The 12,106-nt window shown below is 61.1% G+C and carries 10 protein-coding genes; 5 read left to right on the top strand and 5 right to left on the bottom strand.

Annotated elements, in window-relative coordinates; translation table 11 throughout:
• Window positions 1–5: 5 nt before the first annotated feature.
• A complete protein-coding gene (locus HBH25_RS03045) occupies window positions 6–1,010 on the bottom strand; it encodes a substrate-binding domain-containing protein (protein WP_168081333.1) in 1,005 nt (334 codons plus the stop codon).
• Window positions 1,011–1,112: 102 nt separating this feature from the next.
• Window positions 1,113–2,024 carry an SMP-30/gluconolactonase/LRE family protein gene (locus HBH25_RS03050; protein WP_168081335.1) on the bottom strand — a complete coding sequence of 304 codons (912 nt, stop codon included), beginning with the start codon at window positions 2,022–2,024 and terminating at the stop codon, window positions 1,113–1,115.
• Window positions 2,025–2,283: 259 nt separating this feature from the next.
• Between HBH25_RS03050 and HBH25_RS03055 the strand changes: the two genes are divergently transcribed.
• The 5 genes from HBH25_RS03055 to HBH25_RS03075 all read left to right on the top strand — a co-directional run bounded on the left by HBH25_RS03055 (window position 2,284) and on the right by HBH25_RS03075 (window position 8,560).
• Window positions 2,284–3,396: an aldose epimerase family protein gene (locus tag HBH25_RS03055; protein WP_229631811.1), complete on the top strand. Its 1,113-nt coding sequence runs from the start codon at window positions 2,284–2,286 to the stop codon at window positions 3,394–3,396.
• A gap of 2 nt (window positions 3,397–3,398) precedes the next feature.
• The gene (locus HBH25_RS03060) at window positions 3,399–3,668 is read left to right on the top strand and encodes a DUF3253 domain-containing protein (RefSeq protein WP_168081339.1); all 270 of its coding nucleotides are present in this window, start codon (window positions 3,399–3,401) and stop codon (window positions 3,666–3,668) included.
• A gap of 110 nt (window positions 3,669–3,778) precedes the next feature.
• Window positions 3,779–4,942: an MFS transporter gene (locus tag HBH25_RS03065; RefSeq protein WP_168081341.1), complete on the top strand. Its 1,164-nt coding sequence runs from the start codon at window positions 3,779–3,781 to the stop codon at window positions 4,940–4,942.
• Between the two features lie 640 nt (window positions 4,943–5,582).
• On the top strand, window positions 5,583–5,822 hold the full coding sequence (locus HBH25_RS03070) for a hypothetical protein (RefSeq protein ID WP_168081482.1): 240 nt from the start codon (window positions 5,583–5,585) through the stop codon (window positions 5,820–5,822).
• Window positions 5,819–8,560, top strand: coding sequence for a beta-glucosidase (locus HBH25_RS03075; protein WP_168081343.1), 2,742 nt, complete (start codon window positions 5,819–5,821; stop codon window positions 8,558–8,560). Before HBH25_RS03070 ends, HBH25_RS03075 begins: the two co-directional genes overlap by 4 nt.
• A 167-nt stretch (window positions 8,561–8,727) precedes the next feature.
• Here HBH25_RS03075 and HBH25_RS03080 read toward each other — a convergent pair whose 3' ends face one another.
• The 3 genes from HBH25_RS03080 to HBH25_RS03090 form a co-directional block, all read right to left on the bottom strand.
• On the bottom strand, window positions 8,728–9,381 hold the full coding sequence (locus HBH25_RS03080) for a TetR/AcrR family transcriptional regulator (RefSeq protein ID WP_229631782.1): 654 nt from the start codon (window positions 9,379–9,381) through the stop codon (window positions 8,728–8,730).
• Between the two features lie 9 nt (window positions 9,382–9,390).
• Window positions 9,391–10,758 (bottom strand): MATE family efflux transporter, encoded by a 1,368-nt coding sequence (locus HBH25_RS03085; RefSeq protein WP_168081345.1) that lies wholly within the window; start codon window positions 10,756–10,758, stop codon window positions 9,391–9,393.
• 130 nt (window positions 10,759–10,888) lie between these two features.
• On the bottom strand, window positions 10,889–12,055 hold the full coding sequence (locus HBH25_RS03090) for a glycerate kinase family protein (protein ID WP_168081347.1): 1,167 nt from the start codon (window positions 12,053–12,055) through the stop codon (window positions 10,889–10,891).
• Window positions 12,056–12,106: the final 51 nt, after the last annotated feature.

Genomic DNA, 12,106 nt, shown 5'->3' on the forward strand with positions numbered 1-12,106 from the left:
CGTGTTCAATTCCACAGGCCGATTTTCTCAAGCTCTTGCTTGAAGTTGGCGCGTGTAATGAGTGTGACTTCGTCCATGGCGGTGTATTTTGGCGGTTCCTTACCAGTAGTCACCCACTCGTACACCATGGTCGCAGTGCGCTCGCCTTCGATGTGCGGGCTAGGCAGCATGGAACCGAAGAACCCGCTGTCCGGTTTTTTCAGCTCGCCAATGGCATCGGTGCCATTGATGCCAATACCGATTACGTTGGCGGCCTTGAACCCGGCGCTCTCGGTGGCGCGCACGCCGCCCAGCACGGTGTTGTCGTTCATGCCGCCGATGATGAGGTTTTTGGCGGCTGATGGCAGCTTGACCAGTGCGGAGTTGGTCGCGTCCATGCTGCCGGGCACGTCCAGGGTTTTCTGCGGCGCAAAGATGATGTGATCGTCCGGCAGGCCAGCCTTTTTCAAGGCGTCCACCGAGCCATCGGTGCGCTTCTTGCCGGTGTCCAGTTCGTTATAGGTGTTGATGACCGCGTAGGTGTCGTTCCAGTCCCACCCACGGTGCTTGGCCTCACCCGCCATGGCCTGGCCTTGTTTCTGCCCCACTTCAAAGGCGGCCATGCCCAGGTAAGGGACGTCCTCCATGAAGTTGCCTTTGGCATCCACGAAACGGTCGTCCACGGTCATCAGCTTGAGGTCGTTGGCTTTGGCCTTGGCCACGATGGCAGGGCCCAGCGATACGTCGGGTGCGCAGATGACGAAGCCTTTGGCGCCGTTGGCGGCTAGGCTGTCGATGGCGGCCAGGGTTTTTTCGCCGTCAGGTACGGCAATCTTGAGCAGCGTAAAGCCTTTTTCCTTGGCGGCCTTTTCGGCAAAGGCCCATTCAGTCTGGAACCAGGGTTCCTCCGCCTGCTTGACCAGGAAACCAATCTTGACCGGGTCAGCGGCGAGCGCCTGCCCGGCCCAGCCTAATACAGCGGTGGTTGCTACAGCGCCACAAAAGACGCGAAACCCTTTGATCAGGGGCATGGCTTACTCCTTGTTCTTGTTAGAAAAGCCGAACGGCACCGGCAAGGCCGAGTACCGCAAGTTCAGTCAAGCACACTGCTCCGAGCGCGTTGTAACGAAGTGTCACTTAGCGACCGGCGCTGGGTTACCGGGTAGAGGGTTCATCGTGAATCGGGTACAGGCTGTGCCCGCTACGTCCATAACGGCGCTGAATACGGCGCCATCCATGGGCGCACGGCCCTGAGCTGGCATTGCAGACGTGACATACAGCGTACGCAGGTCAGGCCCGCCGAAGACACAACTGGTGGGATGGCTGGCGGGCAACTCCACTCGCCTGTCGATACGGCCATCCGGGTCAAACCGCAACAAGCAGCCACCGCCCCAGCGTGCATTCCATAGGTAGCCTTCGCTGTCCAGGGCCGAGCCGTCTGGGGTGCCGGGGCCGTCCGCTGCCCAAGGCTCGCGTTCGCCTAGCGCGCCATCAGGGGTAAGGTGATACCGGTAGAGTTGCCCTGCCTTACTGTCGGCGTGGTAAAGAAAGCGCCCATCTGCGCTCCATTCCAGCGTATTGGGGATGCCCAGGCGCTCCAGCACTGTGGTAACCCCGCCACTGGCGTCCACTCGGAACAGGCTACCGCTGTCGTGGGTCACCGGGATGTCTTCTGCCGCTGGCCCCAGGTTGTTTTGCATGGTGCCCAGCCATAGGCGACCTGTACGGTCACAGCGGGCTTCATTCGGGCGGTTGCCGCTCACAGGGTCCACTTTGCTGAACAACTGCAGTGCAGGCTGGTCTGTGGAAGAGGCCAGGTCCAGCCGGTGGACGCCGCTAGGCAGTGTCACCAGCGCATCACCGGCAGTGGTGGGGATGAATGCTGACACCGGCGCGTGCAGGGCCCAGCGGCGCAGGCCACTGGCATCCAGGCGACAGGCCAGCTGGCCGGCGATGTCCACGAAATAGAGCGCCTGGGCAGGTGCATCCCAGAAGGGGCCTTCGGCCAGTAAAAAACGATCAGGCGATACAGGCTGCCATTGCATGGCGCCTCCGGTGTGTAATTGTTGTTATTGTCAGTCGTGCCCACCAGGGCAGGCTGGTCACTTTTCAGCATTAAATAATATTACTATTTGCACTTCAACCCCCTTTAATCTTGCTGAACATTCACTTGCCGTTGAAATTGGTATGACTATATTCAAGGAGGTCGCACCTGCGACCCCTGTCTCATCAATAACAACAATCGTATGGAGATGCCCCATGACACCCCTTCTCGCGCGCACCGGCCAAGCCCTTGGCCTGGCCATGGCCTTTGGGCTGGCGGCCAGTTCCGCACAGGCCGCTGGCCTCACCCGTGAACACGCCAACTTCGCCACCTTGGAAGACGGTACTTCGGTAGAACGCTTTGTATTGCGCAATGGCCACGGCATGCAGGCCAGCATCCTGACCTACGGGGCCACGCTGCAATCCCTGCTTGTGCCGGACAAGGCCGGCAAGCTAGCCGATGTGGTACTTGGCTTCGATGACGTGAAGGGCTACCAGGAACACGGGGACGTGTACTTCGGCGCGACCATCGGCCGCTTCGGCAACCGCTTGGCCAAGGGGCAGTTCAGCCTGGATGGCAAGCAGTATCAGGTGCCAGTGAACGACGGCCCTAATGCGCTGCATGGGGGCCCTAAAGGTTTTGACAAGCACGTATGGAAGGCACGGGAGACTGATGAGAAAGGCTGGGTAGGTGTCACCCTGAGCTACCACTCCGCTGACGGCGAAATGGGCTTCCCCGGTAACCTGAACGTGGAGGTGGAGTACAGCCTCAATGAGGACAACGTACTGCGCATTCGCTACAAGGCCACCACAGACCGCAGCACCGTGCTCAACCTCACCAACCATAGCTATTTCAACCTGGCGGGTGCGGGCGAAGGGGATATCCTCAACCAGGTCGCCACGTTGTATGCGGCTAAATACACCCCCATCGACAGCACGTTGATCCCCACCGGTGAGCTGGCACCTGTAGCGGGTACGCCGCTGGACTTCACCAGGCCTGTAGCCTTTGGCAAGCATATCCGCGACGACCATGAGCAGTTGAAGTTCGCCGAACCCAAACAAGGGGGCTTCGACTTCAACTGGGTACTGGACAGCGCTGGCGACCTGGGCAAGCTTGCCGCGGACGTGATGGACCCTGGTTCAGGCCGTCGCCTGCAGCTGTACACCACCGAACCAGGTGTTCAGTTGTATACCGGCAACTTCCTCAAGGGCTTCACCGGCAAAGGCGGTAAAACCTACCCTCATTGGGGAGCCTTCACGCTGGAAACCCAGCACTACCCCGATGCACCCAACCAGCCAAACTTCCCCAGCACACGCCTGGACCCCAAGCACACCTACACTCAGACCACCCTGTTCAAATTCAGCGCTCAGTGAGCATGGCCGGGCTGATCGAAGCGCGCATGCTGGCCATGCTCGCCGCGCGCAGCCCGGCCTCGTCAGTGTGCCCTTCGGAGGTGGCCCGCTCGCTAGCCACCGAAGAAGGCGCCTGGCGGGCCTTGATGGAACCCGTGAGGGCGGTTGCCGTTGCCCTGGCGCATCAGCAGGTGGTCGTCATTACCCAAGGGCAGGCCACCTGCCTGCCAGACGGCCCTTTTCATGGCCCTATCCGGGTGCGTAGAGGCCCGGCTTACCCGGCTTCAACCTAAGCGCCTCCTAGCGCATTCCTGTTTGGAATGCCGCTCATGCTAGAGATGAATTTTATTTATTCTTAGCCGAGGGTTACCGTAGCTCAATTCCTCTCGACGGGTGATGGCCTATGGACCCCTACTGGCAACGCAACCTGTGGGTGTGCGTATTCGGCTCATTTACCACCCTTGTGGCCATGACCCTGCTGCTGCCTTTTCTACCCCTGTACGTAGAGCATCTGGGCATTCAAGACCCTGGCGCCATCGTCCAATGGTCGGGCGCCGCCTACGCAGCCACCTTCTTTTCTGCTGCCTTCACCGCCCCGCTCTGGGGCCGCTTGGGCGACCGTTACGGGCGCAAACTGATGCTGATCCGAGCCAGCCTCGGCATGGCTGTGGCCATGGCGTTGATCGGCCTGGCGCAGACCGCCTGGCAACTGGTCCTGCTACGCCTGTTGGCAGGTGTACTCGGTGGATACGCGTCCGGGTCTACCATCCTTGTAGCCACCCAGGCGCCCAAGGCACGATCCGGCTGGGCACTCGGCGTGCTGTCGTCCGGCATCATGGCGGGTAACCTGGCCGGCCCGTTGCTGGGCGGCGCCCTGCCCCCGCTGATCGGCATTCGCAACACCTTTTTCTTCTGCGGTGCTGCCATTTTTGTGGTCTTTCTGGCCACGGCGTTTCTGCTCAAGGAATCACCCGCGCAGCGCGCCGCCGCCAGGCAGGCCCCCACGCCACCGGTGGTGCTCAACCAGCAGGTGGTCACGCTGCTGGCCACGGCAGCGGCGCTGATGTTCGCCACCCTGTCGATCGAGCCCATCATCACGGTGTATTTCCAGCAACTGCAGGTGAGCCAGGTCACCTGGATGGCGGGCCTGGCCATGTCTGCCGGCGCATTGGGCAGCCTGCTGTCCACCTCATGGCTGGGGCGCCTGGCTGACCGCATAGGCCCTTGGCCCGTACTCAGCGGCTGCCTTGCGGCTGCGGCACTACTGCTCATTCCCCAGGCGCTGGTCACCCAGGGCTGGCAACTGGTGGCATTACGCTTTGCCATGGGCCTGGCACTGGGCGGGTTGCTGCCCTGTATTGCCAGCCTTATTCGCCATGCCGTGCCTGACCAGGTCGCAGGCCGAGTACTGGGCTACTCCACGTCGTGCCAGTACGTAGGGCAAGTTCTTGGGCCGCTGGCTGGCGGTTTTGTCGGGGGACATTACGGCATGCGGGCCGTGTTCTGGGTTACCTGCGGGATCATGGCCGCCTTGGCCGCCATAACCTGGCGCTTACGGCCGAGGTAAACGTGCTCCCCAGTTGCCCGCAGTGGCCGCTGCGTATAGCCGGCACACCGCTCTGGAGCAGCCATACGTTAACGACTTACTATTGAAATGACCGATGTACGAGACAGCAATGTTCTAGTGAATTCGTTGCACATAAGGTGCCGGAAAAGTTTCCAAAACGGCTGTTAAAACTCATGTTTATTTAAACTATTTATGGCGTCAAAGAAATTTAGTTTTATTGTGAATAGAGCATTATGGCCTATGTTTTAAAGAGGCTGGAGCAGTGCGCTGTGGGAGGATAACAGACCATAAAACCTAATTGCAACTAGGTTTAACCGAAGATTTATTATGCTAATTAAGAGATAAAAAATGATTAAAGCTACCAGATTTAATCATTTTTCTCGTTTTCTACGCCAATTAAATCTGAATTATCGCTATTTAAGCGCCAGGCGAGCTTCGGTTTTGGCCTCCCTGCCTGCAGGGTTGAAGTGTTTTTTTTCGAATGCCCACCAGCACCGCTAAATAAATTTTGCAAGGCGTGAACTTTCCCCGGCATCATCGGACTTAGGCATCGGCTCAGCTATAACTTTACGCCAGCCGCTTCTGTCCACTTTCTAAAACTTGCCTTCTATCAATCGAGAACTTATCGATGACCAGACCCTTGCTGTCTGTTTTAAGCGTGGCACTGTTGTGCGCGCAAAGTCTTACTGTGCTGGCCGCGGGCGCTGCTACTGATGTAGCGGCCACTTCAGGCCAGGCCGTGCGCGAAGCCGTGGAAGCAAAGCGTGACCAGGCGTCTGGTGTCAGCAAGGTTGCACCCGCCAGCAAGGCCGGGCCTGCCACCGTGCTGGACGCGCCAGTCGTCACCGACGATGCCCCTGCCCAGGCCCAACAACCATGACCACCCTGCCCCAGCCACTCCCGGCCTCACTTAAAAGGACGTTACCTTTGCACACCTTCAAACAGACCCTGGGTTTGAGCCTGTTGGCGCTCAGCGTAGCGCAGGCCCATGGGGCCACCGTTGTGACCCCCAAGACTGGCAACGACGTGGAAGCCCGCGTCAGCGCGGTGCTGGACAATATGAGCACGGCCGAGAAAATCAACTTCACCCGTGTCGACGACGGCCATATGATCCCCAAGCTGACCAAATGGGGCATGGGCGGCACCGTAGCCTACGACTCGTCCATGGGTGTGCATGTGAACAATGCTACGTTCGGTGCGCAGTACCCCTCGCAGACGGCGCTGTCGGCAACCTGGAGCCTCAACCGAGCCAAGGAGTTCGGCTTGGCCATCGGTTATGAAACGCGCATTGCGGGCGGTCAGCAGATGCTGTCCCCAGGCCTTAACCTGTTCCGTACCCCCTTCGGCGGCCGTGCTGCCGAATATGTGAGCGGCGAAGACCCCTTCCTGGGCGCAGCACTGGCTCCCGCTATCGCAAACGGCATCCAGGCCCAAGGCATTCAGGCCGGCGGCAAGCACTTCCTGGCCAACGAGCAAGAAGCCAACCGTCACTACCTGGATGTAAAGGTGGACGAACGCACGTTGCGCGAACTGTACATGCCCGGCTTCGAATCCCTGGTCAAAAACGCCAATGTGGCGTCCATCATGTGTGGCTATAACAAGATCAATGGTGACTTCGCGTGCGAGAACCATCACCTGATCACGGATGTGCTCAAAGGTGAATGGGGCTTCCAGGGCTTCGTGATCAGCGACTTCAACTCCATCACGGACGCCTTCAAGGGCGCGTGGGCGGGCACCGACATTGATATGCCTTCGGGGCTGCAATTCACCGAAGCCAAGCTGTTGCCGTACCTGTGGAGCGGCCAGCTGACCCAGAACGTGATCGATGACAAGGTCAAGCGCAACCTGCGTGGCATGGTCAGCTACGGCTTCGATACCAAGCTGAACGCCGCGCAAACCCTGACGCACACCGAATACGGGCAGCAGGCCTCGCTGAACGTGGCCCGCGAAGCCATCGTGCTGCTGCGCAACGAAAAGACAGACGGCGCCAAACCTCTGCTGCCGCTGGCACGCACTGCGAAAATTGCCGTTATTGGGGACCTGGCCCTGCAAGCACCGGCGTCGCCCTTTGGCACGCCCAGTTCGCCGCCCAACACCTACGTCACTGAGCTCAGTGGCTTACAGCAATTGGCCTCCAGTAGCTCGAACGTGACCTACCTGTCGCAGATGAGCCTCAACCCCAAGGCATCGGTGTGGTACCAGCCAGCAACGGGCAAGAATGGCATCAGCAACAGCGGTGTGAAAGCCGAATACTTCGGCAATACCGAGCTGGCCGGTGACCCGGTGCTGACCCGCGTAGAGCCGGGCATCAACCTGGACTGGGCGACTAGCACCAACGTGACCAACGCAGGCACCACCGCCGTGTCCGGCTTCAGCCCTACTGCGGGGGCGTTCTCCGCCCGTTTCACCTCCAAGATCAAACCCACCGTCAGTGGCGAGCAGGTCTTCAAGGTGCGCGCAGACGGCCCATACAAGTTGTGGGTGAACGATGAGCTGGTCTCGGAAAGCGATGGTGTGCCCCTGTCGTGGGACCTGCTGGACACCGTAGCCCACTCAGGCAAGACCTCGAAGCTCACTGCAGGCAAGGAGTACACGGTCAAGCTGGAATACCGTCGCACCCGTGGCGACTACATGCCCGTGCTCGGTGGCCTGACCGGCGTGCAGATGAGCTGGGCGTCGCTGCGCCCGCCGGCGGACTTGGCAGGCTATGACGCTGTAGTGATCGCGGTCGGTAACACGGCCGAATACGAAGGTGAATCCATCGACCACGGTTTTGACCTGCCCGAGTACCAGTCGGACCTCATCACCTACGCCACCAAGGCCAACCCCAATACGGTGGTTGTACTGCACAGTGGCGGCACGCTGAACATGCAGCCGTGGGCGAACAAGGTCGGTGCTTCATTGCACGCCTGGTACCCTGGCCAGCAAGGTGGGCAGGCCTTGGCGGAAATTCTGTTCGGCAAGGTGAACCCGTCGGGCAAGCTGCCAATGACCATCGACAAGAAGATCGAGGACAACCCCAGCTACGCCTCCTATTCGGACCCCACCCTGTACCGTGGCGATAACGCGCAAACGGAGATGACCTACAGCGAAGGGTTGTACCTGGGCTACCGGGGTTACGACAAGAAGCACGCCAAGCCGCTGTACCCGTTCGGCTATGGCTTGTCGTACACCACGTTCGACTACAGCGACCTGAAGCTGTCTACCAACGTGTTGACGCCTGGCGCCACCATCGACGTGAAGTTCACTATCACTAACAGCGGCGACAAGGCGGGCTTTGAAACGGCCCAGTTGTATGTGCAGCCGGTGGACCCTTCTGTTGATCGCCCTGAGAAAGAGCTGAAGGGCTTTACCAAGGTGTACCTGCAGCCGGGCGAGAGCAAGACGGTCAGCATCCCGGTGGACTCACGGTCCTTGGCGTATTACGTGGACAGCACCGACAGCTGGAACGTGGATGCCGGCAAGTTCAAGATCCGCGTGGGTACGGACTCCGAGAACCTGGCGCTGGTACGTACCTTGGTTACCCTGTACCCCGAGCAACTGACCACGCGGGACAGTAACCCCCTGCCGGTGCCACTGCGCAAAGCCGTGCAGGTGAGTGCTTCACAGACCTACTGATAGTGCTGCACAAGGGCGTGCACTGCGCTACCTGCTGCGGGGCCGGTCGTAGCCGAAGGCGGAGGCCGGGAACAGGTTGCCACGGAGTAGCGGCCGTCCGGTTCGTCCGCTTCGCGAACGCCCACAGGCGCGCGCGTTGCCTACTGGCCTGACCCTGCCAACGCTGTTCAACCGCTCACAGGGCGCAGGTCACGCTCCAACCGCTGAAGGTAATGGTCGAACACGGCCATTACCTTCACCTCTTTCGGCCCCTTGAGCCATTGGATCTGCAAGCCATCCATTACGGAAAAGATTTCCTGCACCAGGGCTTTTACCTCTACGCCTTCGCGAATCTCCCCTTGCGCGACCAAAGACGCCAAGTGTGCCTGGGCATGCTGGTGCGTTGCCTTGAAACTGTCTCTGTACCACTGCCAGGCGGGATGCCCCTGCGGCAGGCTTTCGGTATTGAGCATGACCGAGGCGCGACATTCCTGCTCATCTTCGACACTCATGGCCATGGCCATGCGTAGAAAACGCAGATAACCGTCCAACGTTGGCTCGTTGACCATGTCGGCCAGGCGCTCCACCACCCGCTTGGACCGCCGCTCCAAAAAGGCCTGCAGCAGGGCGGTCTTGTTGGGAAAATGATGCAGCAGGCCCACGGTGGTGATGCCGGCGATTTCGGCCACATCCCGCATGGACGCCGCCAGGTAGCCGTCCCGGGCAAACACCTGGGTGGCGGCATCCAGCAAGGCAGCCCGGCGCATTTCTCCCTTGGGCGCTCGGCGTCGCTTAGGTGCCGCGGTGGGCTCGGTTGCGCTGTTAAGGTCCTTCGTTGCCATATGACTCCATCAGGGGCTTGAAGCGGATAAAGCGCGACGCGCAAAAAAGGCCTTGGCCATGAAGTGGGCTGTGGCAATGGCAAGGGTGGCGGCCAATGCATTGCCCACCCACATACCCAACAAGCCCCCCCTGCTGCCGTAGTACTGGCTGCCCAGGTACACAAACGGCAGCGTTCCCAGGGTGCCCCTGAGCCATGCAAAGGCCGCCACCCACCACGGTCGCCCCATGGTGAGGAACATTGACAGCGCGATGAAATCCAGGCCAACGCCAATCCATAACCCTGCACCCGCACGGCAGAAGGCGTTTAGCAACTGCTGTGCGCCCAGGGGCAGGTCGAACAGGTGATTGAGCAGCGGTGCTGCCACGGCCAGCCCCGCCCAGACGGCCGAACCATAGAGGATCACCAGCCGACGTGTAAAGGCGATGGCCAGTGCGGCTCTTTCGTCTTTGCCCGCTGCCAGGTTTTGGGCCAGCACGGGGGACAGGGCATTGGGGAGCGCGAAATACAGGCAGTAGCTGAACTGCAGCAAGCGATCGATCACCGCCATGGCGGCCAGCGCCGGTGCACCGAATGTCGCCAAGGTCATCAGCAGGTAAATGATCGACAGCGGGGTCGCCAGGTTACCCAGCATGGCAGGCAGCCCTAGGCTTACTACACGGCGGGTATGGAGCATCAACAACCTGGGCCGGACGCTGAATGACAGCCCAATCCGCGTGGCCACACCGTAAAGCCCTGCCGCACAGGCCACAACGGCCGCCAGCCCGTAGGTCATGGCCGCGCCGTCCAGCCCCAGGCCGAACCCGAAGATCAGCACAGGGTCGGCAATGGCCAGGACCAACGCGCCCGTCAGCACCACGCCCATGCCCAGGCGGCTATGGCCGTGTGCCCGTAACAGCTGCGCACACAGTTGCATCACGCTATTGAAGACCGTGGCGGGTACAGCCAACCCGATAAACAGCCGCCCGGCCTGCAACACGGTCGGGTCGGTCCCAAGCCAGAGCGCTGCGGGCCGAGCCACTGCAAGCTCGATCACGGCGATGCCGGTCGACAATACTGCCGTCATGATCAGCATATGTGTGGCCAGCCGGGCATGGCTGGCGGCCCTGTGACGGCCAACCCGAGCTGACATGAGCGCACCACAGGCCACCACGAGGCCGGAGACCAGGCTGCTGTTGATAAAGATCAGGGTTTTGCCGATGCCCACTGCGGCCAGCGCCACCGGGTTGTGCAGCTGCGCCACGTAAGCCAGCGTGAGTATGTCCACGGCGAACAGGGCCATCAGGCTCAAGGCCGTGGTAGTGCACATGCGCACCATATGGGTACGGATGGGCCCCTCGATAAAGCGAGCACGCGGCGTCATCTGGCGGGGGTTCACAGGTTAGGCATCATTGGCGGGTTGCGGGCTAGGTGATGGCCATCGGCTAGCACCGCAGGCGAGTGCGCGCTAGGGTAAAGGGCGAGAAGCCCGCACGCAACACTGGCAGCGCCCCAGGCCGATCATCGGCCTAGGCTTGGCCAACACTGCCGTGCGAGGCCATGGCCGTGCCAAGCCTCAACAGCCGGGCCATGTCCCCGGCCCGCTCACGTAACAGCCTGGGGGTATCCCGGCAAGCGTCTTCCAGGGTCATCGGGCCAGACACCAGGGAAAACGCCGCCGTGATGCCCTGTTCATACAGGTCGGTATACCCCTTGCCCAGGGTGCCTGCCAGCACCAGCACCGGAACGCCGTATGTCGAGGCCAGCCGCGCCACGCCAAATGGTGTCTTGCCTCTGAGGGTTTGCGCATCGAAGCAGCCTTCGCCCGTGATCACCAGGTGAGCACCCTGGAGGTGCTCGGCCAGGCGTGTGAGCGCGGCCACTACCTCTACACCGGGCCGAATGCTTGCACCCAGGTACGCCATGGCGGCGAAGCCAGTGCCTCCGGCGGCGCCTGCACCGGGTGTATGACGCAGGTCTGACCCCAGGGTGGCCGCCGTGAGGTCGGCATAGTGGCTCAGGGCGTGTTCCAGGGCCGCTTGCTGAGCCGGGCTTGCCCCCTTTTGCGCACCGAAGGTGTAGGTTGCACCGTGGGGGCCGCACAGGGGGTTGTCTACATCTGCGGCGACCTCGAACCTTACCCCTGCCAGGCGCTTGTCCCAACCGCTCAGGTCAATCTGTGCCAAATTCTGTAAGGCCAGCCCCCCGTGTGGCAAAGGGTTGCCCTGAGCATCCAGGAACCGGGCGCCCAAGGCTTCCAGCAGGCCACGGCCCCCATCATTGGTTGCACTGCCGCCCACCGTTAACACCACGTGGGTAGCGCCGTCGTCCAGCGCCCGCTTGATGAGCTCGCCCGTGCCGCGCGTGGTGCTGGCGCAGGCGTCCCGCTGCTGCCGGGGCACTTGCTGCAAGCCGCTGGCCTCGGCCAGTTCGATAAGAGCAGTGTGGGTAGCGGCCAGCCAACCCCAAGTGGCCATCAAGGGTTGCCCCAGGGGCCCTGTCACTTCGCATTGCCGAGGCTCGCCGCCTGCCGCTGCCAGCACGGCTGACAATGTGCCTTCCCCGCCATCGGCCATGGGGCACAGTACACACTGGGCCGTAGGAAACACATCCCGTATGCCGTCCGCAATGGCTTGCGCCACCTCAGCGGCGCCCAGGCTGTCTTTGAAGGCGTCAGGGGCTATCACACATTTCATAGCAGGGATTCCTTGCAAAAGGACCAGGCCATAGCCAGTGGCAGGGCCACC

The organism is Pseudomonas quercus (genome assembly GCF_012033695.1).
Lineage (GTDB): Bacteria > Pseudomonadota > Gammaproteobacteria > Pseudomonadales > Pseudomonadaceae > Aquipseudomonas > Aquipseudomonas quercus.

What these genes read in the sequence shown, in the direction of transcription:
- HBH25_RS03045 (WP_168081333.1), bottom strand. Translation starts at nt 1,010, where the DNA reads ATGCCCCTGATCAAAGGGTTTCGCGTCTTTTGTGGCGCTGTAGCAACC.
- HBH25_RS03055 (WP_229631811.1), top strand. Translation starts at nt 2,284, where the DNA reads ATGGCCTTTGGGCTGGCGGCCAGTTCCGCACAGGCCGCTGGCCTCACC.
- HBH25_RS03080 (WP_229631782.1), bottom strand. Translation starts at nt 9,381, where the DNA reads ATGGCAACGAAGGACCTTAACAGCGCAACCGAGCCCACCGCGGCACCT.
- HBH25_RS03075 (WP_168081343.1), top strand. Translation starts at nt 5,819, where the DNA reads ATGACCACCCTGCCCCAGCCACTCCCGGCCTCACTTAAAAGGACGTTA.
- HBH25_RS03090 (WP_168081347.1), bottom strand. Translation starts at nt 12,055, where the DNA reads ATGAAATGTGTGATAGCCCCTGACGCCTTCAAAGACAGCCTGGGCGCC.
- HBH25_RS03060 (WP_168081339.1), top strand. Translation starts at nt 3,399, where the DNA reads ATGGCCGGGCTGATCGAAGCGCGCATGCTGGCCATGCTCGCCGCGCGC.
- HBH25_RS03050 (WP_168081335.1), bottom strand. Translation starts at nt 2,024, where the DNA reads ATGCAATGGCAGCCTGTATCGCCTGATCGTTTTTTACTGGCCGAAGGC.
- HBH25_RS03065 (WP_168081341.1), top strand. Translation starts at nt 3,779, where the DNA reads ATGGACCCCTACTGGCAACGCAACCTGTGGGTGTGCGTATTCGGCTCA.